We start from the raw sequence: 23589 nt of genomic DNA on the forward strand, positions 1-23589 counted from the left end.
CAAAAAAATCTGGATCGATCGGTCGGGCGATGCGGTGTGGCGGTGGCTCGGAGTGGGTGGGCGTGGGCCTACGTCACATCGCGCCGCCCATGCCACCCATACCGCCCATGCCGCCGCCCATGCCGCCGCCCATGCCGCCGCCGGGGCCGCCGGGCGCGTCGTCGCCGTCGTCGTCGCTGCCGCCGCCTTTGAGGTCGCCGGCCGCGATAACGTCGTCGATACGGAGGATCATGACGGCCGCCTCGGTGGCGGACTCGATGGCCTGGGTCTTCACTCGGAGGGGTTCGACGACGCCCTCGTCCTCCATGTCGATGATGTCGCCCGTGTAAGCGTCCAGTCCGGCGGAGAGGTCGCCACCGTCGTGTTGGGCACGCAGGTCGACCAGCGAGTCGATGGGGTCGAGACCCGCGTTCTCGGCGAGCGTGCGCGGAATGATGTCGAGTGCCTCTGCAAAGGCCTCGACGGCGAGTTGTTCGCGCCCCCCGACGGAGTCGGCGTAGTCACGCAGACCGAGAGCGAGTTCCGCCTCGGGTGCGCCACCGCCAGGCAGAACCTGTCCGTCCTCAAGCGTCGTCCGGACGACGCCGAGCGAGTCCTCAACGGCTCGCTCGACCTCGTCGACGACGTGTTCGGTCCCGCCACGGAGGACAAGCGTCACGGACTTGGCCTCGGCCACGTCCTCGACGAAGATGCGCTCGTCGCCGCCGATATCTTTCTGGGCGACCGACCCGGCGAAGCCGAGGTCGTCCTCGGTGATGTCGTCGACGGCACCGACGACCGTGCCGCCCGTCGACCGGGCGAGGCTCGAAAGATCGCTGTCCTTTGCGCGGCGGACGGCGAGAATGCCCTCCTGTGCGAGGTAGTGTTGTGCCATGTCGTCGATGCCGCTACCGACGAAAACGACGTCGGCGCCGACGTCGACGAGCTGGTCGACCATCTCCTGCAGCTGTTTTTCCTCCTGATCGAGGAACTGCTGGAGCTGGTCGGGGTCGGTGACGTTGACCTCGGCGTCGATTTCAGTCTCCTTGACCTCGAGTTCGCCGTCGATCAGCGCGATGTTTGCGTCCTCGACCGCGTAAGGCATGCTGTCGCTGACGCGTTCCTTGTCGACGATAACGCCCTCGATGAGTTCGGAGTTGTTGATCGAGCCACCGACGACCTTCTCGATGGAGACGTTGTCGGTGTCGACGTTGCCGTCGTCGTCACGCACGGCGAGTACGGCATCGACCAGCAGATCGGCGAGCTGGCCTTTGGCGCTTTCGGCGCCCTTGCCGGTCATCGCGGTGGAAGCGATTTTGACGAGCGTCTCGCGGTCGTCCGCGGAGACGTCGATGGAGTTGTCCTCGAGGATCTCCTTTGCCTTTTCCGCGGCCCGGCGGTACCCTTGGGCCAGCGTCGTCGGGTGGATGTCCTGGTCGATGAGTTCCTCGGCCTCTTCGAGGAGTTCGCCCGCGATAACGACGGCCGTCGTGGTCCCGTCTCCCACCTCGTCCTCCTGGGTTTCGGACACCTCGACGATCATGTTCGCTGCGGGGTGGTCGATGTCCATCTCTTTCAGGATCGTGACGCCGTCGTTCGTGACGACGACGCTCCCACCGGAGTCGACCAGCATCTTGTCCATGCCCTTCGGACCGAGTGTGGTCCGTACGGCCTCCGCGACGGCTTTGCCGGCCGTGATGTTCATCGTCTGGGCGTCCTTACCCTGGGTTCGCTGGGAATCCTCGCCGAGAATGATCATCGGCTGTCCCTGCTGCATTCGTTGAGACATAATCAACCGTTGATTGATTGTGATTCTATAAAAATGTTTTGTTACGGTGTGTGCAACACCGTGTCGCGGTCAGGCGATTATCGGAATCGACCGGCGGCAACTAATCGGGGGAATACCGTTACTCGTTACCGTGGCCCGGAGAACGGGAGACGAGGGGGTGGACGGGGTTAGTCGGACTGTTGGAGGTCGATGCCGCGGGTGAGTTCGTTGTGTTTGCGTTCGAGAAAGCCGTACACCGCGCCGTGGGGTGCGCCGTCGAGCAACATCTCGGCGGCCCGGCGGACGGCCTGCACCTCCTCGGGGCCGCCGATGATACCGAGGGTGGTGCCGTAGATGACCACCTCGGCTCCCGTGAGTTCCTCCATCAGTTCGCGGGTCCGGCCGTTCTCGCCGATGAGCCGGCCCTTCTGTCGCTGGAGGTCGTTTTTGTTGCGGGTGGCGTCTTGGATGTCGATCAGATCGAACATCCGCATCTCGTCGTCGAGAAGGGAGAGCGCCGCGTCGGGTTTGAATCCACGGCCGATGGCCCGCACGATATCGGGAGCGACCATCGCGGTGACTGGGTCGCCCGTGGCGTCGATGGCAACGCTCCCGCTTTCGGAGTCGATGTCGAGGCGAACCTCTGCGCGATCCTCGATCTCGCGCATGGTCTCGCCGCCCTCGCCGATGAGGACGCCGAGTCGGTCCTGCGGAACCTTCACGTGCTGCATACCCATCGATATCGTGCGTAGCCGTTTAAGCGTTCGCGCTTGGCCACCGGGCGCATTCGCGTCGGTCCCGTGAACCGCTCGACCCTCGCCGGAGACGGATCGATGGGGAACCGGCTGCCATCGCGGCACTCGTCGGCACACGGGTGGTCACGCCACACACCGACGGGATGGCGATGGCGACCGATCCTGTCACGCGGGGCGTGGCAGTCGAAAGATCGTCGCTCGTCACCGGTGGCGTCAGTCGGCCGCCGGAGCGGTCACGAACGCCCGGAGATCGGCCGGGTCGACGTCGATCCCCTGTCGGGAGAAAAAGGCGGCCACGTTTTCGCAGTCCCGGTCTAAAAAGTCGTCTGCGTTGGGGTGGTGGACCGTCGCCGCCTGCCCGAGGTCGATAACGACGAGTTCGCCGTCGTGGATGATCAGGTTGTACTCCGAGAGATCGCCGTGGACGAGGCCGGCCCGGTAGAGACGGCGCATATACTCCCGGACCACCTCGAACGCCGTCTCGGGGTTCTCCACGTCCACCTCCGCGAGGCGACGGGCGCGCTCCTCAACCAGTCCCACGAGTTCCATCACCAGAACGTTTCGCTCGACGGCGATGGGTCGTGGAACCCGGACACCCGCCGACCGCGCCCGTCGCAGGTTGGCGAACTCCTTTTTCGTCCACGCCAGAACCACCTTCTTTTTATCGGAGCCGATCCCCTCGAACCGCGGGTCGCCTTCGAGATACTCCCGCATCTGCTGGAAGTTCGAGGCGTTGATGCGGTAGATCTTCACCGCCACGTCGCCCGCCTCGCCCAGCGCCTCGTAGACGTTTGCCTCCTTGCCGGTCGAGATGGGGCCGCCGAAAGCCTCGATGTGGCCGTCTTGGACGAGTTTGTAGATGGCCGCAAAGGTGGCGTCGTCGAACACCGACTGTTCGACCTTGAACTGGTCGGCGTCTTTCAGACGCTTGCGGAACTCGGCGAACTCGCGGTCGCGTTTTCTGGCGATCCGGTCCGCCTCGGTGTCGGAGACATCGATCTCCTCCCACTCGTCGCCGAAGTCCTCACCCTCGCCCTCCTCGGGGTTCAGGAGGCCGTACTCCTCTGTCATCTGCAACCTGCTACGCGGGCGAGGGTGAAAAGGGTGGGTATCGGGCCGTCGCTACGGGGCTTCCCAACTCTCGTCGCGGTGCTTGTCGGCCACCACCTTGTCTCGGAACATGTCGATGATGTTCATGAACTCCGTCATCTCCTGATGTGGGACGCCCACGTGATAGAGCGTGTTCTTGATCTCCGTGCGTACCACGTCGAACCCTCGTTCGGTCACCTCCAGATCATCGTGCGCGTCCTGCATCCCGCGGCCCGGGTAGACCGCCGGACCGCCGGAGTATTCGATGGACCAGGCGGTGACGAGATACTTGAATCCCTCCTTACCGTAGGTGTTGTGAAACTCCTGAACCGCGGGGTTCTCGTTTGCCGCGTCGTTTTCGTACAGTCGGTCGACCAACACGTCCACCGCACCGGCGATACCGTACACGCCGCCGAGACGTTCAAACAGCGTCTCCCCCTCGTAGTCGGGGATCTGATCCTCGTCGCCGGTCGGCTTTGTGTCGTATGTGACCTCATCATCGTCTGCCATACACCGCATCTTATCGCACGGTAAAATAAACCGAGTGGAAAATATCGTAACCGATATCCTAAACATAAATCGCTCGCGGTTCGCCCGTTACCGGCAGGTGTCGGGGCGTGTGGCTACTCGATATGCCCTTCACGCCGCAACTGGTCGGCCTCGGATTTCTCGTAGCGCCACGAGATATCCGCCTTCTCGTCCTGCCAGTCCCACGGTTCGACGAGGACGACGTCGTCTTCACGAATCCAGATACGCTTTTGCATCCGGCCGGGGATGCGTGCGGTCCGTTCGACGCCGTCGGCACAACGCACCGTCACCCGGTTGGCGCCGAGCATATCTGTCACGACGGCGAACACCTCGTCGTCGTCGGGCATCCGGAGGTCCGTCCGCCCGCCGTTCTCGTTCTCGCTCATGACCGCGGGTTTGGGGTGACGAGAGTTAAACCCGCCGACGTGTCCTCGGCGGTCAGGAGCGACGCTCTCGCAGTTTCGCCCGTCCCGGCGCGACGAGGTCATCGAGGTATGTCGCGAGCGCCCCCTTCGCGTCCGCGGGGTGAAGGTCGCCAGCCTCCAGATCCGCCGCCAGCGACTCGTAGTCGTCGTATGTCAGGTCGCCGCCGTACTCCTCGGGACGCTCGACGACCACCGTCTCGAACCGCGGGAAGACGTGGTACTCGAAGATCTGGAGCACCGGATTCTCCCGTTCTCGTCCGTGGTCGTCCGGGTCTGGATCCCGGGTCGGCGGACAGAACGCGCCGGTTATTTTCTTCTCGATCCCCGCTGTCGAGTCCTCCATCGAGATGGAGACCCCCTCGCTCGTGGACATCTTGCCGACCCCGGTGTCGAGGTCGGCGATCAACGGCGTGTGCAGGCAGGTCGGGGACGACTCACCGATCTGTGGCAGGGTATCGCGGGCGAGCATGTGGACCTTGCGTTGTTCCATCCCGCCGACCGCGAGGTCGACGTCGAGGTAGACGATATCGAGTGCCTGCATCAAGGGGTAGACGGCCTGTGAGACCGTCACCGAGTCGCCGCTCTTGATGTCGGCCATCGCCCGTTCGGCCCGCGAGAGCGTCGTTTCCAACTCCAAGGCGTGCAGATCGAGAACGTACTCACGGTCGAACTGGAACTCCGAGCCGAGAACGAACTCGGTTCGCCCCTCGTCAAGGCCGTAGGCGAGAAACTGTTCTTTCATTCGGTCGGCCGTTTCGCGGATCTCCTCGAACGAGCCCTTGTCGTTGAGATAGGCGTGGACGTCCGCGAGCAGGACCGTCACCTCGAAACCGGCCTCCTGTAGGTCGATCAGTTTCGTCGCGGTGAGCATGTGACCGATGTGGAGCACACCCGAGGGCTCGTAGCCGACGTAGGCGCGCTTCCCGTCCGGCGCTTCGGCCAACTCTCGCCCCTCCGTCTCGGTGACCACCTCGGTCGCGTTCCGGGTGACCCGCTCGTAGGTGTCCATACCCTACACCGTGGAAGCGGGAAAATATGGCTTCCGCTTACACCGTGATGGATCACCGGTCGGCGTCGGTAGCGGGGGCCGACGGGCCACGCGGTGACGGCCGGCACGACGGGCCAGGACGGGGCTACGACCCCGGAAGCAGGTCACCCAGCGCCGCGCCGATGCTCATGGGGACGAACGCGACGACGACGTTGGCGACGGCGACGGACGGCTCCGCCCAGTCGATCCGCCCCCAACCGGTCAGCAGGAGGGCCGCGGTCAGAAACGAGACGCCGACCACGCCGGCGAGACGCCACGGGATCAGCCCGAAGATGGGTTCGTGAACGCGCACATCTTGGATGTCCGCAACGTAGATGATCCCGATGACGAGCAAAACAGCAGAGACGGCGGTGCCGCCGAGATACAAGGGCCGCGGGGCGAGAAAGGTGCCCACTTCCTGCGTGCCGCCTTCGACGGCCATCGGGATGCCGAACAGGAGGCTCCCGAGCAACGCTTCGGCGAGGTCGCCCCGGTCGTAGCCACGGATCACGCGTCCGAACGGACTCGCCGCCGCGCTGGCCACCATCGCCACACGCATCGTCTCCCGGACCTGTTCGCGGGCGTCCTCGGTTTCGACCATCTCTTCTAACTCCTCGAGTTCGTCGAAGAGGTCGCCCATGTCGGACGACTCCCCAGCCGTGTGACCCTCGGTGTCGGCCTCACTCATACCCCCCACTCACACCCGACGATCAAAGCCGTGGGGGCGGGCCGTCACGGGTCAGTGTCAGTCCCCGCCCTCGGCGCGGTGTTCGCTGATGATCTGGTCGACCATCTCCGATTTCCGTTCCTTGGACCGTTCGTCCGCGCGACGCTCCCAGTCGTCCACCGCCGCCTCGACCTCGCTTCCCCGGGCCACCGCGAGTTCGTCCACCTCCTGAATGGTCACGTCGGCCGCAGGAGCGACGGGGATGTCGTGGTCAAACAGAACCTCGTCGGCGGCCTCGGAGAGGTTGCCGTCGCGGAGAACGACCCGCGGATCGGTCGCCACCAGACGTTCGGCGGTCGAGCGACCCGCACCGCTTGCGTCCCGGAGGTAGATTACGTCACCAGAGGCGAGTCCGTACGCCTCCTCGGCGTCGCCGATGGCGTCGCAGGTGAACTGCTCGACCACCTTCACCGGAACGAGGTCTTTGCCCTCGGAAACGTCGGCGAAGTCGGAGTGGTCGAGTTTCCACAACGTCTTCAACCGTTCCAACTTGGCTTCGAGTTCGTCGGCACGGTCACGTTCCTCGTCGCGTTCCCGTTCCAGTCGCGTCGTCTCGCGTTCCAGCCGGTTGATCTCGCGGCGCTCGCGTGCCTCGCGGCGCTCCTCGCGGCGGGCCTCCGACAGTTCCTCCTCGTACTCGGCGATCCGTTCGTCCTTCCGTTCCACCTCCGATTCGAGGTCGTCGACCTGGTTCTCCAGTCGGTCGACCTGTCGTTCGAGGCGCTTGATGCGCCGTTCCTCCGGGGAGAGTTCGCGCGGCTCGTGGGCCGACTCCTCGTTTTTTTCGTCGTCGTCGTCGGACAGGTCGTCGATAACCGCCTCGACGGACGCCTCGCCGGTGACGACGCGGCCGATCACCTCGCCACGGTCGAACTGCGGGGGCACCTTCCGGGTGATTCGGTCGAACTGGTCCTCGTAGTCGTCGAACGCGAACAACGCAGCGGCGAGGGCGTCCCGTTCGTGGTCGTTGTCGTATGTCAGGTCGCGGGTGCGGTGGAGTTTCTCGTCGACCGGCAGGTCCGCGGTGGGTTCCCAGCCCGCGGCGTCGAAGCTCCGGCGGAACTTCTCGACGGTTTCGGGCATCGGTTCCACGTCCGCCGCGACGACGACCGGACGGCCACGCTCGACCAGCCACTCGATCACCCCCGCCGTGTCCGCGGTCCGTGTGGAGAACACATCGAGCACCTCACCGTCAAGCGAGACGACGGCCGCGGCCGTCGTCGTCCCGGGATCGATCCCCACGAGCACGCGGTCGCGGCGCTGGACCAGCGGTTCGAACTCGATGCCGTCGCGGCGCTCGCGTTCGATTTCGATGCGGGTATCGCCGGACCGCGACCGCGACACCGGGAGGTCGTCCGGCGCGGCCTCGACGGTGAAGACGGCGTTGGCGTAGCCGCCGTACTTCTCGGTCACCTCGCGGTCGTAGTCGAGGTTCGCCGAGTCGAGCGCCTCGCCGACCTCGCGTGCGCGTTTTTTGACGTTGCCGTGGATGCGCCGGGTGTAGCGGTCCTGGCTCCACCCGCCGGATCCCGTCGAGCGCCCGCGGGACACCTTCACCGTCGTCGTGTCGGCAAAGGCCGTCACCTCGTGGCCGACGTTGGCGGCCGCGAGGCGGGCGGCGGCCTCTGCCTCCTGCATCGGATCCTTGCCGTACGGGACGCCGTGCCGGGAGGCGACCCGCGAGAGAGGTTCCGGCCGCTCGGCGCCCGTCACCTGCACGAGCCGGGTCGAATCCGGGAGCCACCGGAGAAAGCGCACGAGGTCGTCGTGGTCGGTGGCGAGTTCGTAGACGTTGTCGGTGGCGACGATGGAGGGTTCCTCGCGTTCGATCAGTCGTCGGAGCTTCCGGTAGGAGACCACATCCCGGTCGAAGTGTTCCCCGTCGTATGCGACCGTCGCGTAGGAGGGCGCGTCCCCGCGAACGTCGCCGCTCTGTACGTCGACGCCGAACACCAGCGCGTCGAGCGCACTCGTCCGGGCGTTCACGACTGGGGGTTAGCAGTCGTGAGATAAATACTCCACGGCGAGTGCAAGGCCGTGTGAGACCGCGAGGGCCGACGCCGCCACGGTGTCCGGCCCGGCCCCGGTCGGCTCGGGCCGACGAACGACCGGCGTTCTCACTCCGCGTCCGGAAAGGGGACCTCGATCGTCTGACCGTCGCTGGCGACGAAACACTCGCCGCCGAAGGCCTCGCGGGCCTCGCGTTCGAGGCGGTCGACCCGACCGGCATATCGGGAGGAGATGTGGGTCAACGCGAGGCGGTCGGCGCCGGCGCGGGCGGCCACCGTCGCCGCCTCGCGGGCGGTGGAGTGACCGGTGTGGCGGGCCCGTTCGGCCTCGTCGTCGGCGAAGGTGGCGTCGTGGATCAGCAGGTCGGTGTCGGCGGCGACATCGACGACAGCGTCGGCGGGGCGGGTGTCGCCGGTGTAGACGAACCGTCGGCCGGGGCGGGGGTCGCCGACCACCTGCTCGGGGTCGATCACCCGCCCGTCGTCGAGTTCGACCGATTCGCCGTCGTGGAGGCGGCCGAACTTCGGTCCAACCGGAATCCCCAGTTCCTCGGCGCGTTCGCGGTCGAACCGTCCCGGCCGGTCGTTCTCGATGAGCGCGTAGCCTATCGAACGGGTGCGGTGGTCGGTTTCGACGGTCCGGACCGAGAAGTCGGCAGCGTCGTACGCGACGGCGCCGGGGGCGACCTCGTTGATCCGGATCGGGTACCCGGGCTGGTGGCCGCCGGCGTGGACCAGGTCGGAGACGTGCCCACGGGAGCGGGGCGGGACGTGGATCGCCAGCGGGTCGGTGCGGTCGTTGAAATCGAGCGACTGGATCAGCCCGGGAATCCCGAGGATGTGGTCGCCGTGGAGATGTGTGACGAAGATATGAGAAACGTCGAACCCGGTCCCGAACCGCATCATCTGGCGCTGTGTGCCCTCGCCGCAGTCGAACAGGAACCGCTCGCCTTCGCGGTTCACGAGAACGGCGCTCGGGGCGCGCTGGGTCGTCGGGATGGCACCGCTCGTGCCGAGAAACGTCACGCGCATCGACATACCGACCGGTCCGAGCGGGGACGGTAAACCCGTGTCGGTGTCGCCCGAGGTGGGCGGCCGGCGGCGTCGTGTCGCGGCCGAGACGGCGGGATTCTTATCCGACGACACGTTATGGTCGACCGATGAACGCTCCCCTGTGGACGGACACACACGCCCCGGACATCGAAGACCTGCCACAGGCGGCGGTGCGCGACCGGCTTTGGCGCGCGGTCGATGAGCCGATGAACCTCGTCGTGCAGGGACCGCCCGGTGCGGGCAAAACCGCCGCCGTCCGGGCACTCGCCGACGCGGCCCACAACGACGCGAACGACCTCGTGGAACTCAACGTCGCCGACTTCTTCGACCGGACTAAAAAGGAGATCCGGAACGACCCACGCTTTGAGAGCTTTCTCACCGGTCGGTCCCGGATGGCGAAACGCGATATGATCAACCGAATTCTGAAGGAGTCGGCGAGTTACGCGCCCGTCTCGGGCGAGTACAAGACGATCGTTCTCGACAACGCCGAGGCGATCCGCGAGGACTTTCAACAGGCGCTCCGACGGGTGATGGAAAAACACCACCGTACCACCCAGTTCGTGATCGTCACCCGCCAGCCGTCGACGCTCATCGCCCCCGTCCGCTCGCGGTGTTTCCCGGTGCCGGTCCGGGCCCCGACAGCCGACGAGGTCGAGGCCGTCGTCGGCGGGGTCCTCAAGGCCGAGGAGGTCGAGTACGACGACGACGGCCTTGAGTTTCTCGCCGGCTACGCCGACGGCGACCTCCGTCGAGGGCTTCTCGGAGCACAGACGACGGCCAGACAGGCAGACGAGGTGACGATGAGCGCGGTCCACGAGACGCTGCAAGATATCGGGTACGACGACGAACTGCGATCGGTGCTGGCGGCCACGGAAGCCGGCGACGTTGCCGAGGCACGGAAGACCGTCGGGACGTTGTTGGACGACGAGGGGTACGACGGGCAGTCGCTGCTCATCGATCTGCTCTCTGCGGCGCGAAAACGGTACGACGGCGACGACCTCGCACGCCTGCACCGCCTCGCCGGGGAGGTCGACCTCGACGTGGTGACCGGGACGAACGACCGACTGCATCTCACACACCTGCTTTCGGCGTGGAGTGAACGGAACACGGAGGCCCAAGGGGCGTGACCGGACTCGCCCCCGGTTCGCGGCGGTTCGCTCTCCCGCCGCTTATCGCCGCCGTCCCCTTGGCCGTCGCCGCGCCGCCTCTTGGCGCACTCGCGGTCGCGGTCGGTCTCTTCGTGATCTACTTTTTTCGCGACCCCGATCGGTCGCCGCCACCGGGAGGCGTCGTCGCTCCCGCCGACGGCCGCGTCTCAGTCGTTCGCGAGGAGAACGGCCGCGTCCGCGTCGGCGTGTTCCTGAACGTCACCGATGTCCACGTGCTCCGGGCACCTCTCGACGGGGCGGTCGAGTCACGGACCCACCGACCGGGCGCACATCGCCCCGCCTTCTCCAAGGACTCGGACCGCAACGAGCGGGTTGACGTGACGCTTGACTCGTGTGAACTGTCGATGATCGCCGGGTGGTTCGCTCGGCGGATCTACCCCTACGTCGACGCCGGCGACGAGGTAGCGCGCGGCGACCGAATCGGCCACATCGCCTTCGGGAGTCGGACGGACGTGCTTCTTCCGGCCGAGTACGACCGCGACGACCTGCTCGTCGCCGAAGGTGACACCGTACGCGCCGCGGAGACGGTGGTGGCCCTGCGGAACCCATAGACCCGGCTCCGTCCCCCCGTTCGAGGGCGGATATTTATTTACCGGCCGACCATTTGTTAACTGTATGACAGACGATTCGAGCCGACGACGGTTCATTCGAGCGGCCGGACTGACTGGCGTCGCCACACTCGCCGGCTGTAGCGGTGGTGGTGGCGGCGGTGACGGCGGCGATGGCGGCGACGGCGGTGGCGGCTCCGACACCCGCCTCTCGTGGCACGCCGGCGGCACCGGCGGGACGTACTTCCCGCTCTCGAACGAGTTCAAGTCAGTTGTCGAGGAGAACACGGACTTCACGCTGAACGTCCAGTCGACGGGGGCCAGCGTCGAGAACGTCGGGAACCTCGCCAGCGGCGACGCCGACTTTGCGCTGATTCAGAACGACGTCGCCTTCTTCGGCAAGAACGGCACGGGCATCGAGGCGTTCATGGACAACGCCGTCGGGAGTCTGATGGGCGTCGCGACGCTGTACCCCGAAACCATCACCATCGTCACGCTCCAGAGCACGGACGTCGAGACGCTGTCGGACCTAGAAGGAGCGACCATCAACACGGGCGATTTGGGGTCGGGCACGCAGGTCAACGCGCTCCAGATTCTGGAGGCCGTCGGCATCGAGGACTTCGAGGAACAGAACGCCTCGTTCTCGCAGGCGGCCGACCAGTTGCGGAACGGCGACATCGCGGCCGCGTTCGTCGTCGGCGGGTGGCCCGTCGGCGCCATCGAGGACCTCGCGACCACGAACGACATCCACATCGTGCCCATCATGGGCGAGAACCGCGAAGGCGTCAAGGACGCGGCCTCCTGGTTCGCGGACGACACCATCCCCTCCGGCACCTACAGCGGCGTCTCCGGCGCCGTCGAGACGGTGGCGGTTCAGGCGATGATCGCCACCCGGTCCGGTGTCCCCGAGGCCACCGTCGAGGCGGTCACCGCCGCCATCTTCGACAACGTTGGCGACCTCACCCTCAAGACCGACTTCATCGGGCGAGACTCCGCACAGGACGGCATGTCCATCGAACTCCACCCCGGCGCCGCCGCGTACCTCGAGGGGTAATGGATCGCTCGCCGTCGATAGATGAACACGACCCATGGGGGCCTCGTCGCTCTCGCGGTGTTCGTCGCTGTGCTCGGAAGCGCCGCGGCCGTCCCCGGCGGGGCAGTCCTCGTCGTCGAGGACGCGGAGACGGGCGAGACGTATCTCGACACCCCAGTAGCGAACGGCTCCACCGTCGCGCTGGAGTACACCCACAGCGTCGAGAAGACCCGCGTCTACGAGGCGTACACCGTCCGCGACGACCGTCTCGAGATGACTCGCATGGAGTTCGAATCATACGGTTGGGGGCTACCGAGCGGTGCGAACGTCACCCGAACGAACGGGACGTTCGCCTACGACCCACCGGGGAGTTACGAGCGACTGACCGTCGCCCCCGGTGCCGTCGCCGGGCACCGCCTGCACGTCGACGACCGAACGTACGACTTGGTAGCCCTCTCCGACGGCCGGTCGGTGACCCTCTCGGTTCGCCACCGGTCCGCGCTGACGACGCTACTCGACCCATGACCGATTCGCCGGCCGACTGACCCATGACCAACGACTCACCCGCCGACGAGGAGAGTTCGGCGCCCGACCGGATGCCGGACGACCCGGACGACATCATCAACGAAATCGAGCGCCGGCGCTCGCTGAGCGGCGCGGCGGCCGTCGCCGTCGCCGCCGTCGGCATCACGTTCTCCCTGTTCCAGACGTGGCTTGCCGCCAAGGGGTTCTCGCTCTCGCTGTCGATACCCCTCGTCGGCGAGGTGGAGTTCGTCTCGCTCCAGTTGCTCCAAATAAACGCCGTCCACGTCACCTTCGGCCTCATTCTGGCGTTCCTGCTGTATCCGGCCAGCACCGGCGACGGCCCCGTCTCGCGTCGGGTCATCGCGTTCGGCCGACTACTCGATGCCCGTCTCGGCCGCGAGCACCCCCTCACTCGCCTGACCCACCGCGTCGGCGGCGTGCTCCGGTGGGCGTTCGTCGACCCCGACCTCGACCGCGTGACGCCGTTCGACCTCGCCCTAATCCCCATCGCGACGCTGTCGGCGGCGTATTTCATCACCGACTTCGACGAGATCCAACGGATGCGTGCGCTGGGCCTCGAGGCCGGCCGCCCGATACACGAGGTGTTCACGTTTCTCGACCCGGTCGTGGGACTGCTCGGCCCCCTCACGGGGACGTCGTACGCCATGATACTCGGCGTCGTCGGCGTCCTTCTCGTCCTCGAAGCGACCCGCCGGGCGATCAGCCTCTGGTTGATGCTCATCGTCGCGGGGTTTATCATCTACGCCCGTTTCGGCGTGCTCATTCCCCAAAACGCCGCCTACGTCGGCGTGCTCTCCATCCCCGAACTCTCGTGGCCCTCCATCATCCAGAACCTCTGGTACAACACCGAAAACGGCGTGTTCGGCATCCCGGTCACCGTCTCCGTGCAGTTCATCTACATCTTCATCCTCTTCGGCGCGTTTCTGGAGATGTCCGGTGCCGGGCAGTGGTTCATCGACCTCGCGTACGCGGTGACGGGGAAACGCAAGGGCGGCCCGGCCAAGGCCTCTATCCTCGCCTCCGGATTCATGGGGACCATCTCGGGGTCTTCCATCGCCAACACCGTCACGACGGGGGCGTTTACCATCCCGCTGATGAAAAAATCGGGGTACAGCCCCGAATTCGCGGGCGGCGTCGAGGCGTCGGCGTCGTCGGGCGGGCAGATCCTCCCGCCGGTGATGGGGGCGGCGGCCTTCCTCATCGTCCAGTACACCGGGACGCCGTTCGCGAGCGTCATCGTCGCCGCCACCATCCCCGCCATCGTCTTCTTTTTCGGCGTCTGGGTGATGGTCCACTTCGAGGCGTCGCGGCTCGGTATCGGGGGACTGGACGCCGACGAACTCGTCGAGAAGTGGCCACATTTCAAGCGCGGGTGGTTCTACCTCGTCCCAGTCGGCCTGTTACTTTACTACCTCATCGTCGCCCGCCTCTCGGTCGCTCGGTCGGCGTGGTTCACGCTCATCGCTATCGCCGCGCTCATCACGCTCGTGGCGGCCTACAGCGACGAGACACGGGCCCGACTCGGCGCCGTCTTCTCCAGCCTGTTTCTGGTGATGCTCGCGTCACAGTACCTCGCCGGCGCCGGCCCCATCGTCGCCGTCGCGGGCGGCGGGCCGGGCGGCCGGTCGCTCCGGGCCGCGTTCGCCGCCACCATCGGCCGTCTCGGCATGATAAGCCTCCTTTCGGGCGTGCTCACGCTGGCGATGCGGCCGTTGCTCGAATCGCCGCTACTGGAGTTCGACGACGCCGTCGACGAGGCCGCCGGAACCACCGCGAGCGCCATCGGCCGATCCACCCTCGGCCGGAACGGCCTCTATCGGCTCGGCGTCTTCGTCGGCAAATCGATGGATGGCGGCGCACGCACCGCGGTTCCGGTCGTCGTCGCCGTCGCCGCCGCGGGCATCATCCCCGGCGTCATCAGCGTCTCCGGCCTCGGGCCGAACCTGGTCGCGCTGATCAAGGCCGTCGCCGGCGGGTCGCTCGTCCTCTTGCTCGTCGTCACCGCCATCTCCTCCATCCTACTCGGGATGGGGATGCCGACGACGGTGACCTACATCATCCTCGTCTCGCTACTGGCACCGGCGCTCACCGCGTTCGGCGTGCCCGAACTCGCGGCCCACCTCTACATCCTCTATTTCGGCGTCATCGCCGACATCACACCGCCGGTGGCCGTCGCCGCCTACGCCGCCGCCGGCGTCGCCAAGTCCGACGCCTTCCAGACCGGTATCGAGGCGTTCTCGCTCTCCCTGAACAAAGCCATCGTCCCCTTCGCGTTCGTGCTGACGCCGGGAATCGTTCTGCTCCGGCGGAACCCGAACGCCGCCGACCTCGAAGTGGGCGAGAAGTACCACGTCGTCGGTCCGGCGGACCTGCTCGACGTCGGCTACCTGCTCTCGGAGGTGGTCATCCCCGTCGCCGGGGTGTTCCTCGGCGTCATCGCACTCGCGGCGACGGTGATCGGCTTCGTCTACACGACCGTCTCGTGGGGCGAGCGCGCCGCGTTCGCGGTCAGTTCGCTCCTCCTAATGGCGCCCGCTCTCGGCGTTCGGGCCGGACTCGATGTCCTCGGGCTGGTCGGGATCGGAACTGGCGGCGGCGACGAGGTGTCGATAACCGCCGATGTCGCCCTCCGCAGCGTCGGCCTCGTGCTGTTCGCCGTGTTGCTCGTCTGGAACCGGCGGCGCGGGGGAGCGGGCGCGCCCGCAACCCCCGAGGCGGGGGCGGAGGCGGACGAGCGCGGGCCCGAAACCGCCTGACCCCGCTCACCGGGTCAGCAGGTGGACGTGACGGGTGAGCGAGGCGTGAACCCGCCGTTGGAACGTTGTGTCAACGGTCCACCCTTCCGTTTTGGCGGCCTCAGCCCACGACCGGTCGGCAACGACGACCGCGCGCGGCGCCACCCGGCGGGCCTCACCGAGTGCCCCCGCCACGAGGTCGGACAGGTCGTGGCGTGCGATCTTGGACTGCCGGCCGTAGGGGGCGTCAAAAACGACGCCGTCGACCGCGTCGTCGACGAGGGGGAGTCTGGTCGCGTCGCCCCGCAGGAGAACGAAGTCGTCGTCGAGGTACGCACGGAGGTTCTCACCCGCCCCCCGCACCATCTTCCGTTGGGCGTCGACACCGACCGGGCGGGCCCCGGCCAGTCCCGCCTCGATCAGGGTGCCTCCCGTCCCACACATCGGGTCGAGGATCGTTCGCCCGGGGGCTGCGCCGGCGAGGTTGGCGAGCGCTCGGGCGTCGAGGGGGGCCATGCTTCCGGGCTGGAAAAACGGGCGGTCTGTGGGGCGACGGTCGCCGTACTCGCGGACGCTCTCGGCGGCCAACCAGCCGACGAGACAGGTGTCGGCGGAAAAACAGGCCCGGAGTTCGTGATCCGGGTCGTCCAGGTCGATCGCGAAGCCGCGGTCAACGAGCGTCGATCCCAACACCCGCTCGGCCCGCCGAGTGTCGGTTCCGGCGGTCGAGCGAACGTCGCGGGCCCGGACGGCGACGCTCCCCGAACGGTCGAAGTCGGCCGCGGCGACGAGCGTTTGGGCGGCCGAGACGTCTGCCTCGCACCGGCCGAGAAGGCTGATCGCCCGGTGGGTGTACGCGAGCGTCCGGAGGCGGTCGGTGTCGACGCCACGTGCGGTCGCGAGGCCGGGCCCGACCACGTCAACTGCCGTCGCCGCACACGCCGCCTCCCGGGCCGCGAAAACGTCGTCCTCACCCGCGAGTTCGAGACCGTACACGCCGCGTGCTCCGCGGGCCGGGGGTATGAGGATGTCGGAGCGGACGTATCAGCATATCGCACCAACCTTTTTAAACCTTAAATACGACACTTAAGTCGATACATGACGGATCCAAAGGGGACGATCAACATCGAGAACGTGGTGGCGTCGACCGGCATCGGACAGGAACTCGATCTTCAGAGCGTCGCGATGGATCTAGAAGGAGCGGACTACGATCCCGAGCAGTTCCCCGGTCTCGTCTACCGGACACAGGACCCCAAGTCCGCGGCGCTGATCTTCCGTTCGGGAAAGATCGTCTGCACCGGCGCGAAGTCGACCGCGGACGTCCACGAGAGCCTCCATATCGTCTTCGACGAACTCCGGGCCCTGCAGATCCCCGTCGAGGACGACCCGGAGATCACGGTCCAGAACATCGTCACGAGCGCGGATCTGGGTCGGACCCTCAACCTGAACGCCATCGCCATCGGCCTGGGGCTGGAAAACATCGAGTACGAACCCGAACAGTTCCCCGGCCTCGTCTACCGTCTCGACGACCCCGACGTGGTCGCGCTCCTTTTCGGCTCCGGCAAACTCGTTATCACGGGCGGAAAACAGCCCGAGGACGCAAAGAACGCCGTCGACGTCATCGTCACTCGGCTCGAAGAACTGGGCCTTCTCGAGTAGCGGGTCGACCGACCGATGGTCCCGCTCCAAGTCGGGTCGGCGACACCCCTCGCCGTCGCCGGCACCGCCGCGCTGTTCGCGTTGTTCCTGTCGCTGACCGCACACCTCGCCGCGCGGAACGTCCTCGGCGACGTGCCGGTCCGGAGCGCCTTTGTGGTCGGCCCCCTCCCGGCGGCCATCGCCGTCGTCGCCGCGGCGCTTGAACTCCCCTCGATTCCGGCCGTCGTCGTCGCCATCGCCGTCGACGCGGCGCTCGTTCGGTTCGCATACGACATCGACCGACGCCTGACCGTAGGCGTCACCGCCATCCACGCCGTCGTCAGCGTTATTCTCGGAAGCATCATCTTCAGCCTCTACGTGCTTATCCTGTCGGCGCCGGGGTAGCCGGCCGCCCGGACGCTCCGAACCGGGGGCGTCGCGACGACACGACCAACACCGAGCGGTACCACCCCGGCGTCGCCGAGGAGCGGTCCCCCGGCCCGAACGGGTCCCCGAGTGTGTCGATCGGTGACTCTAGGGGAGACGGGAGGCGGTCGGCGGTGGCGGGGTTCACATCGTGTGTAGTGGGCTCTACCCGCACCTAACTCGCGCATACGCTCGTTATGTTTTTGCCCGTTATCCTGTCGGCCCGGACCGCGGCCGGGCGTCGGAACACACCGGGGTTGATATGCGACGACCCGGAATTGGGTGACGAATGGCTGGGACACTCGTTCAGGCACTGTCGTACACGTCGCTAGCTGTCGTCGCCGCGATGATCGGTGGCGTCGTCGCGGTGTATCGCGCGCCGGGGCCACAGATGGAAAGCAACGTCCAACACTTCGCGGCCGGCGTCGTCACCGCCGCCGTCGCCGCCGAACTGTTGCCGAACATTCACGACCGCGCGCCGGTGGTTGTCGTCGTCGGCTTCGCCGTCGGCGTCGCGGCGATGCTCGGTGTCCACCGCCTCAGTAGGCGCTTGGAAAAGCGAAACGTCGGTGGGAGCCTCGCCGGCGCGGCCGGACTCCTCATCACCGTCGGCATCGATATGCTCATCGACGGGGTGCTCATCGGCGTCACCTTTCTCGCGGAGCCGTCGACGGGGGTTATCATCGCCGTGGCGCTGGCAATCGAGGTGTTGTTTCTCGGTGTCGCCGGCGTCGTCGCCCTCCCGGACGGTATGAGTGCGCCCCGAAAGCTCGCTGTCCCGGCGGCGTTCGGTCTCCTCCTGACGACGGGTGTCACCGTCGGCATTCTCGCACTGGACGGTGTGACCGGTCCACCCATCGCGGTGATTCTCGCCTTCGGGGCGGCGGCGCTGCTGTATCTGGTCACTGAGGAACTGCTGGTCAAGGCACAGAAGGTACCCGAGACGCCGGTGTCGACGACGCTGTTTTTCGTCGGCTTTCTCTCGATTTTCCTGCTTGACATGCTACACTGAGAACGGACCCAACCCCTATTACCGCCGCCACACACCTGCCAGCCATGCGTCGCCTCGTGTGGAACGACGCCGAGCGTCGACCTCGTGCCCCGTTCCGTGTGGTTCTGTTCGTCGTTGTGACGGCGCTTCTCGCCGGCGGGACGAGCGCCGGAGCGAGCGTCGGACTCGGGCTCCGGGCACGCCTTGCGGCCATCGCTGGCGAAGCCGTCGCGGCGGCCACAAGCGCCGTCGCGGGCATCGCGCTCGTCGGCGGGACGGTGACGGTGGCGATACTGATCGCCGGACGGTATATCGACCGTCGCCGCCTGCGGGACTTCGGCCTCCGGCTGGACAGAGGCTGGTGGATCGACTGCGGGTTCGGTCTCGCGCTCGGCGCCGCGTTGCTCACGGTGGTGTTTGCCGCCGGTGTCGGTGCCGGCTGGGTCCGCGTGACGGGGACCGCTCGCCCGGGAGCCGGCGTCGTCGTCCGGTTTCTCGGTCTCGTCGCAACGTTCGTGATCGTCGGCGTCTACGAGGAACTGTTGCTCCGGGGGTATCTCCTGACGAACGCCGCGGAGGGACTCGTCGGTTGGATCGGTGATCGCGGGGCCGCGGCGGGCGCGGTCACCGTCTCCTCGCTCGTTTTCGGACTCGCACACGCCAACAACCCGAATGCCACGCTCGTCAGCACCGTCGCCATCGTTCTCGCGGGTGGAATGCTGGCCGCGGGCTACGTGTTGACGGGGGAACTCGCGGTTCCGATCGGTCTCCATACGACGTGGAACCTGTTTCAGGGCGGGGTGTACGGCTTCCCCGTTTCGGGGCTCGGTGTCGACGTGACCCTGATCGCAGTCGAGATAACGGGGCCACGACGGGTCACCGGCGGCGCGTTCGGCCCCGAGGCCGGACTGCTCGGGGTGGGCGCGATGCTTCTCGGAACCGGCGCCATCGTCGCGTGGGTCCGGTGGCGAACCGGGCGGGTGGCCCTCGCGCCGGCGGTGGTGAGACCGGACCTGCGCGACCCGAAAAACGAGGACGGGGACGACGTGAACCCGGACCGGTGGGAGCCGGCGCCGTAGTCGCTCGGCCGTTCGTTACTCGACCAGTCGCTCGATTTCGGTGACGAGAACGTCGCTTGCACCTATCGCTTTGAGGTCGTTGATCACGCCGAAGACCGCCCGCTCCGCGACAACGGCGTGGACCGCCACGTCGTCGGTTCCCGCCACGTCCATCACGGTCGGGCCGCCCATCCCCGGCAACACGTCGCGCACGTCCTCAAGCCGGTCTTCTGGGACGTTCAGCATGACGTATCGCCTGTCCTCGGCGGCGAGAACGGACCGGAAGGCCGTCACCAGTTGCTGGACCTTCCCGTCGGCAGCGGCGTCGGGATGGGCGAACAAACGGACGGAACTCGCAAGCACCTCCTCGAGTTCGGCCAGGCGGTTCACCCGCAGTGTCGTTCCCGTCGACGTGATGTCGACGATGGCGTCGGCCATATCGACGTGGGGCGTGAGTTCTGTCGCACCCGTCACCTCGACCACGTCGGCGTCGACGCCCCGACCGGCGAAGAAGTCACGAGTGATCCCCGGAAACTCGGTGGCGACGGTCCCACCGTCTAGATCCGCCACCGACGCGATTGCGCCGTCCTCGGGCGCGGCGACGACGAGACGACAGCGGCCAAAGTCCAGATCCAGCAGTTCGACCAGATCGTGCTCCGATTCCCGGACCTGATCCAGTCCGGTGATGCCGACCGCGGCCGCGCCGTCGGCGACGTACTCCGGGATGTCGGCGGCGCGGGCAAAAAGCGCCGTCACGTCCGGGTCGACCGTGTCGGCGTAGAGTTTCCGGTCCGCGCCGCCTTCGAGGTGGAGTCCGGCGCGTTCGAGCAGGTCGATCGACGGGTCGTGCAGGCGACCCTTGTTGGGGACGGCGATGCGCATTGTCGAACTGTCGCGGGCAGGCGGCAACTGTTTTTCGGGGGCGAGGTCGTACGGCCGCGGTGGTCTAGGGCACCGTCGCTCCCGACCGCGGTGGGTCGGGGGGCGGTCGCCAGGCGGACCGGCGGATCGGCTCGGGGTCGGCATCGTGGTGGCTGTGCGACGCCGGATCGAAGGCAACAGCACGTGGTTCCGGGCGGAGGGTTCGGCGTTGGCGGCGCGTCGTGACGGCCGGCGAGGGATCCCGGACCGGTTCCGTGGTGACTGATAACTGCCTGTCCGCCGACCCCCCGTTCTTAACCCGCCCGGGACGCGAGTTGGCGTATGGCGACGCTTTCGATCCGTGATGGTCGCGTCCTGCGCCCGGACATGACCGTCGTCGGCGCGGACGTACTGGTGGACCGCGACGCCGGTGAGATTCTCGATATCGGACCGGATCTCGGCGGCGACGACGAACTCGACGCCGAGGGCGGACTGGTGATGCCGGGGCTGGTGAACGCCCACACCCACGTCGCGATGACGCTCCTTCGGGGCCACGCCGACGACAAGCCCCTCGATCGGTGGCTCCGAGAGGATATCTGGCCCGTCGAGGCGGCCCTCGAACCGGCTGACGTCGAGGCCGGCGCGGCGCTTGGCGTCCTCGAGATGATCAAGGCGGGGACGACCGCGTTTGCCGATATGTATTTCGAGATCGACCGGACCGCCGAGGTGGTCGATCGGGCGGGGCTGCGGGCCGTTCTCGGCCACGGGGCCATTTCGGCCGGAAAGAACGAGAACGCGGCCCGCGCCGATATCGAGGAGAGTGTGGCGATGGCCCGCGAACTCGACGGGAGCGCTGAGGGTCGGATCTCGACGGCCGTGATGCCCCACAGCCTCACCACCGTCACGCCCGACCTGTTGGAACTGGCAGCCGAGAAAGCGAGCGAGGCGGGCGTCCCCGTGCACTACCACGCCAACGAGACGGTCGACGAGGTCGATCCGATCGTCGAGGAACGGGGCGTACGTCCGTTGGTGTGGGCGCGGGACCTCGGTCTCTGTGGCGAGACGGACTTTCTCGCCCACGGCGTCCACCTCGAGGAGGCAGAGGTCGACCTCCTCACGGAGACGGGGACGGGCGTCGTCCACTGCCCGGCATCGAACATGAAACTCGCGTCGGGGATGGCACCGATCCAACGACTGCTCGACGCCGGCGTCGCGGTCGGGCTGGGCACCGACGGCGCGGCCTCGAACAACGATCTCGACCCCTTCGACGAGCTGCGCGACGCGGCCATGCTCGGCAAACTCGCCGCAGGCGACGCGAGCGCGGTCGCCGCCCCCGACGCGGTCCGGATGGCGACCGCCGGTGGGGCCGAGGTGTTGGGACTCGACACCGGGCGGATCGAAGCCGGCGCGGCCGCGGACCTCGCGGTCGTCGATCTGGACGCACCACACCTGACCCCGGATCACGACCCCGTGAGCCACCTCGCATACGCCGCCCGCGGGGGAGACGTTCGTCACACCGTCTGTGACGGCGAGGTGCTCATGCGGGACCGCGAGGTGGTGACGTTGGACGAAACCCGGGTGCTGGCGCGAGCCGAGGAGCGCGCCGCCGCCTTGCTTTCGCGGGCGGATGGGTAGGTCGCGGGGCCGAGTCGACGGTCTCGGCGCGTCGCGAGACGGTAGCGTTTTGCCCCGCCTCCGCGTATAACTCGTATGAGCATCACGATAGACGAGCGTCTCGACGACCCCGCGGCCGCACGGGCCGAAGGGCGTCGGAAGATGGACTGGGCCGAAGCCCACATGCCCATTCTTTCGGAGCTTCGGGACAGCTTCGCTGCCGCCGAACCGCTGGCCGGCGAGCGAATCGCGATGGCGATGCACGTCGAGGCCAAGACCGCCGTTCTCGTCGAACTCCTCGCGGTCGGCGGCGCGGACGTGTCCATCGCCGGCTGTAACCCCCTCTCGACCCAGGATGACGTGAGCGCGGCGTTACACGCCGTCGACGGAGTCACCTCATACGCCGCCCACGGCGTCGACACCGACGAATACTACGACGCCATCGAGGCGGTCGTCGGCGTCGACCCCACGATCACCGTCGACGACGGAGCCGACATGGTGACGCATATCCACGACGAACATCCGGACCTGATCCCCCAGCTCAAGGGTGGCTGTGAGGAGACGACGACGGGCGTCCACCGTCTGCGGTCGATGGCCGACGACGGGGCGTTGGAGTACCCCGTGTTCGCGGTCAACGACACACCGATGAAGACGTTGTTCGACAACGTCCACGGCACCGGTGAGTCGGTGCTCACGAACATCGCGATGACCACCAACCTCTCCATCGCCGGTAAGACGGTCGTTGTCGCCGGCTACGGCTACTGTGGCCGCGGCGTCGCCAAAAAGGCCGCGGGCATGAACGCCGACGTGATCGTCGCCGAGGTTGACCCCCGCAGGGCGCTCGAAGCCCACATGGAGGGCCACGATGTGATGCCGATAACCGAAGCCGCGAGCGAGGGCGACGTGTTCGTGACGACGACGGGCAACCGCGACGTCATCACGCGCGAGGATTTCGAACGGATGGCCGACGGTGCGTTGCTGGCGAACGCCGGCCACTTCGACGTGGAGATCAACCTCGAACAGCTCGGCGAACTCGCTACCTCCCACCGCGAGGTTCGGGAGGGTGTCGAGGAGTACGAACTCCCGGATGGCCGCCGGCTGAACGTGCTCGCCGAGGGACGGCTGGTCAACCTCGCCGGGCCGTTGTCGATGGGCCACCCTGTCGAGGTGATGGACCAGAGCTTCGGCATCCAAGCCGTCTGTGTCCGCGAACTCGCCGCTAACGCCGAGACCTACGGCGCCGGCGTCCACGACGTGCCCGACCGCCTCGACCGCGACGTCGCCGAGGTGAAACTCGCCGCAGAGGGCATCGCCATCGACGACCTGAGCGACGAGCAACGCGAGTACATGGACTCGTGGGACCACGGAACCTGAGACACCGGGTCGAGCGGACGGCTCGTCGGTTGAATCCTGCCCGGTGTCGGGAGAGACCGGCGATACGGGTGGGGTAGATCACCGACCCACGCTGTGGGCCGGCAACTTAAGAACTGCCGCCGCCGAGTCGGAAGCATGTCCGCGAACCGCAAGGGTGACCGCCGAGAACGCGAACTCGTCAACGAACTCGACGCGGCCGGCTTTGCCGTCATGCGCGCTCCGGCAAGCGGGAGCGC

The 23589-nt window shown here is 67.0% G+C and carries 22 protein-coding genes and 1 pseudogene; 12 read left to right on the forward strand and 11 right to left on the reverse strand.

Going from position 1 to position 23589, the window contains the following annotated elements:
* Positions 1–73 precede the first annotated feature (73 nt).
* The 9 genes from thsA to rnz all read right to left on the reverse strand — a co-directional run bounded on the left by thsA (position 74) and on the right by rnz (position 9339).
* Positions 74–1738, reverse strand: coding sequence for a thermosome subunit alpha (thsA, locus tag Q0925_RS01125; RefSeq protein WP_299331033.1), 1665 nt, complete (start codon positions 1736–1738; stop codon positions 74–76).
* A gap of 197 nt (positions 1739–1935) precedes the next feature.
* The gene (locus Q0925_RS01130) at positions 1936–2478 is read right to left on the reverse strand and encodes a KH domain-containing protein (RefSeq protein ID WP_299330967.1); all 543 of its coding nucleotides are present in this window, start codon (positions 2476–2478) and stop codon (positions 1936–1938) included.
* A 237-nt stretch (positions 2479–2715) separates the two neighbouring features.
* Positions 2716–3573: a serine/threonine-protein kinase Rio1 gene (gene rio1 / locus Q0925_RS01135; RefSeq protein WP_299330969.1), complete on the reverse strand. Its 858-nt coding sequence runs from the start codon at positions 3571–3573 to the stop codon at positions 2716–2718.
* A gap of 51 nt (positions 3574–3624) precedes the next feature.
* Positions 3625–4101: a group I truncated hemoglobin gene (locus tag Q0925_RS01140; protein ID WP_299330972.1), complete on the reverse strand. Its 477-nt coding sequence runs from the start codon at positions 4099–4101 to the stop codon at positions 3625–3627.
* A gap of 113 nt (positions 4102–4214) precedes the next feature.
* On the reverse strand, positions 4215–4505 hold the full coding sequence (eif1A, locus tag Q0925_RS01145) for a translation initiation factor eIF-1A (protein ID WP_299330975.1): 291 nt from the start codon (positions 4503–4505) through the stop codon (positions 4215–4217).
* Between the two features lie 52 nt (positions 4506–4557).
* Positions 4558–5553 carry a tyrosine--tRNA ligase gene (locus tag Q0925_RS01150; RefSeq protein ID WP_299330977.1) on the reverse strand — a complete coding sequence of 332 codons (996 nt, stop codon included), beginning with the start codon at positions 5551–5553 and terminating at the stop codon, positions 4558–4560.
* A 124-nt stretch (positions 5554–5677) separates the two neighbouring features.
* Positions 5678–6259, reverse strand: coding sequence for a DUF2391 family protein (locus Q0925_RS01155; RefSeq protein WP_299330980.1), 582 nt, complete (start codon positions 6257–6259; stop codon positions 5678–5680).
* Positions 6260–6316: 57 nt separating this feature from the next.
* On the reverse strand, positions 6317–8284 hold the full coding sequence (locus tag Q0925_RS01160) for a DUF460 domain-containing protein (RefSeq protein WP_299330983.1): 1968 nt from the start codon (positions 8282–8284) through the stop codon (positions 6317–6319).
* 131 nt (positions 8285–8415) lie between these two features.
* On the reverse strand, positions 8416–9339 hold the full coding sequence (gene rnz / locus Q0925_RS01165; protein WP_299331035.1) for a ribonuclease Z: 924 nt from the start codon (positions 9337–9339) through the stop codon (positions 8416–8418).
* Positions 9340–9467: 128 nt separating this feature from the next.
* Between rnz and Q0925_RS01170 the strand changes: the two genes are divergently transcribed.
* From Q0925_RS01170 to Q0925_RS01190, 5 genes are all read left to right on the forward strand, one after another.
* A complete protein-coding gene (locus tag Q0925_RS01170; protein WP_299330985.1) occupies positions 9468–10487 on the forward strand; it encodes an AAA family ATPase in 1020 nt (339 codons plus the stop codon).
* Positions 10484–11080: a protein sorting system archaetidylserine decarboxylase gene (locus tag Q0925_RS01175; RefSeq protein WP_299330988.1), complete on the forward strand. Its 597-nt coding sequence runs from the start codon at positions 10484–10486 to the stop codon at positions 11078–11080. Before Q0925_RS01170 ends, Q0925_RS01175 begins: the two co-directional genes overlap by 4 nt.
* Positions 11081–11144: 64 nt before the next feature.
* Complete coding sequence (locus Q0925_RS01180; RefSeq protein ID WP_299330991.1) at positions 11145–12131, forward strand: TAXI family TRAP transporter solute-binding subunit; 987 nt, start codon at positions 11145–11147, stop codon at positions 12129–12131.
* A 21-nt stretch (positions 12132–12152) separates the two neighbouring features.
* The gene (locus Q0925_RS01185) at positions 12153–12635 is read left to right on the forward strand and encodes a DUF1850 domain-containing protein (protein ID WP_299330994.1); all 483 of its coding nucleotides are present in this window, start codon (positions 12153–12155) and stop codon (positions 12633–12635) included.
* A 23-nt stretch (positions 12636–12658) separates the two neighbouring features.
* A complete protein-coding gene (locus Q0925_RS01190) occupies positions 12659–15412 on the forward strand; it encodes a TRAP transporter permease (RefSeq protein WP_299330996.1) in 2754 nt (917 codons plus the stop codon).
* Between the two features lie 6 nt (positions 15413–15418).
* On the opposite strand, the gene Q0925_RS01195 is transcribed toward Q0925_RS01190, so the two are convergent.
* Positions 15419–16387, reverse strand: coding sequence for a methyltransferase domain-containing protein (locus tag Q0925_RS01195; protein WP_299330999.1), 969 nt, complete (start codon positions 16385–16387; stop codon positions 15419–15421).
* A 102-nt stretch (positions 16388–16489) separates the two neighbouring features.
* Between Q0925_RS01195 and Q0925_RS01200 the strand changes: the two genes are divergently transcribed.
* The 4 genes from Q0925_RS01200 (at position 16490) to Q0925_RS01215 (ending at position 19525) form a co-directional block, all read left to right on the forward strand.
* Positions 16490–17050: a TATA-box-binding protein gene (locus Q0925_RS01200; protein WP_299331019.1), complete on the forward strand. Its 561-nt coding sequence runs from the start codon at positions 16490–16492 to the stop codon at positions 17048–17050.
* A 15-nt stretch (positions 17051–17065) separates the two neighbouring features.
* The gene (locus tag Q0925_RS01205; RefSeq protein ID WP_299331021.1) at positions 17066–17434 is read left to right on the forward strand and encodes a DUF7473 family protein; all 369 of its coding nucleotides are present in this window, start codon (positions 17066–17068) and stop codon (positions 17432–17434) included.
* Positions 17435–17744: 310 nt separating this feature from the next.
* Positions 17745–18467, forward strand: coding sequence for a ZIP family metal transporter (locus Q0925_RS01210; protein ID WP_299331022.1), 723 nt, complete (start codon positions 17745–17747; stop codon positions 18465–18467).
* A 44-nt stretch (positions 18468–18511) separates the two neighbouring features.
* Positions 18512–19525 carry a CPBP family intramembrane glutamic endopeptidase gene (locus Q0925_RS01215; RefSeq protein ID WP_299331024.1) on the forward strand — a complete coding sequence of 338 codons (1014 nt, stop codon included), beginning with the start codon at positions 18512–18514 and terminating at the stop codon, positions 19523–19525.
* A gap of 15 nt (positions 19526–19540) precedes the next feature.
* Here Q0925_RS01215 and hisG read toward each other — a convergent pair whose 3' ends face one another.
* Complete coding sequence (gene hisG / locus Q0925_RS01220; protein ID WP_299331026.1) at positions 19541–20386, reverse strand: ATP phosphoribosyltransferase; 846 nt, start codon at positions 20384–20386, stop codon at positions 19541–19543.
* Positions 20387–20707: 321 nt separating this feature from the next.
* On the opposite strand from hisG, the gene Q0925_RS01225 reads away from it, so the two are divergent.
* The 3 genes and pseudogenes from Q0925_RS01225 to Q0925_RS01235 all read left to right on the forward strand — a co-directional run.
* Positions 20708–22000 (forward strand): amidohydrolase, encoded by a 1293-nt coding sequence (locus Q0925_RS01225; protein ID WP_299331029.1) that lies wholly within the window; start codon positions 20708–20710, stop codon positions 21998–22000.
* Between the two features lie 75 nt (positions 22001–22075).
* Positions 22076–23353: an adenosylhomocysteinase gene (locus tag Q0925_RS01230; protein WP_299331031.1), complete on the forward strand. Its 1278-nt coding sequence runs from the start codon at positions 22076–22078 to the stop codon at positions 23351–23353.
* A 135-nt stretch (positions 23354–23488) separates the two neighbouring features.
* A pseudogene (locus Q0925_RS01235) lies at positions 23489–23589 on the forward strand (nucleoid-structuring protein H-NS); the annotation flags it as partial.

The organism is Haloplanus sp. (genome assembly GCF_028275055.1).
In the GTDB taxonomy this organism is placed as follows: domain Archaea; phylum Halobacteriota; class Halobacteria; order Halobacteriales; family Haloferacaceae; genus Haloplanus.

Bases quoted from the DNA above. Each gene is read 5' to 3' on its own strand.
- Q0925_RS01200 (WP_299331019.1), top strand. From the start codon at position 16,490: ATGACGGATCCAAAGGGGACGATCAACATCGAGAACGTGGTGGCGTCG.
- hisG (WP_299331026.1), bottom strand. From the start codon at position 20,386: ATGCGCATCGCCGTCCCCAACAAGGGTCGCCTGCACGACCCGTCGATC.
- Q0925_RS01185 (WP_299330994.1), top strand. From the start codon at position 12,153: ATGAACACGACCCATGGGGGCCTCGTCGCTCTCGCGGTGTTCGTCGCT.
- Q0925_RS01190 (WP_299330996.1), top strand. From the start codon at position 12,659: ATGACCAACGACTCACCCGCCGACGAGGAGAGTTCGGCGCCCGACCGG.
- eif1A (WP_299330975.1), bottom strand. From the start codon at position 4,505: ATGAGCGAGAACGAGAACGGCGGGCGGACGGACCTCCGGATGCCCGAC.
- Q0925_RS01230 (WP_299331031.1), top strand. From the start codon at position 22,076: ATGAGCATCACGATAGACGAGCGTCTCGACGACCCCGCGGCCGCACGG.
- Q0925_RS01225 (WP_299331029.1), top strand. From the start codon at position 20,708: ATGGCGACGCTTTCGATCCGTGATGGTCGCGTCCTGCGCCCGGACATG.
- rio1 (WP_299330969.1), bottom strand. From the start codon at position 3,573: ATGACAGAGGAGTACGGCCTCCTGAACCCCGAGGAGGGCGAGGGTGAG.
- Q0925_RS01150 (WP_299330977.1), bottom strand. From the start codon at position 5,553: ATGGACACCTACGAGCGGGTCACCCGGAACGCGACCGAGGTGGTCACC.
- Q0925_RS01215 (WP_299331024.1), top strand. From the start codon at position 18,512: ATGCGTCGCCTCGTGTGGAACGACGCCGAGCGTCGACCTCGTGCCCCG.
- Q0925_RS01155 (WP_299330980.1), bottom strand. From the start codon at position 6,259: ATGAGTGAGGCCGACACCGAGGGTCACACGGCTGGGGAGTCGTCCGAC.
- Q0925_RS01140 (WP_299330972.1), bottom strand. From the start codon at position 4,101: ATGGCAGACGATGATGAGGTCACATACGACACAAAGCCGACCGGCGAC.
- Q0925_RS01130 (WP_299330967.1), bottom strand. From the start codon at position 2,478: ATGCAGCACGTGAAGGTTCCGCAGGACCGACTCGGCGTCCTCATCGGC.
- thsA (WP_299331033.1), bottom strand. From the start codon at position 1,738: ATGATCATTCTCGGCGAGGATTCCCAGCGAACCCAGGGTAAGGACGCC.
- Q0925_RS01180 (WP_299330991.1), top strand. From the start codon at position 11,145: ATGACAGACGATTCGAGCCGACGACGGTTCATTCGAGCGGCCGGACTG.
- rnz (WP_299331035.1), bottom strand. From the start codon at position 9,339: ATGCGCGTGACGTTTCTCGGCACGAGCGGTGCCATCCCGACGACCCAG.
- Q0925_RS01205 (WP_299331021.1), top strand. From the start codon at position 17,066: ATGGTCCCGCTCCAAGTCGGGTCGGCGACACCCCTCGCCGTCGCCGGC.
- Q0925_RS01210 (WP_299331022.1), top strand. From the start codon at position 17,745: ATGGCTGGGACACTCGTTCAGGCACTGTCGTACACGTCGCTAGCTGTC.
- Q0925_RS01170 (WP_299330985.1), top strand. From the start codon at position 9,468: ATGAACGCTCCCCTGTGGACGGACACACACGCCCCGGACATCGAAGAC.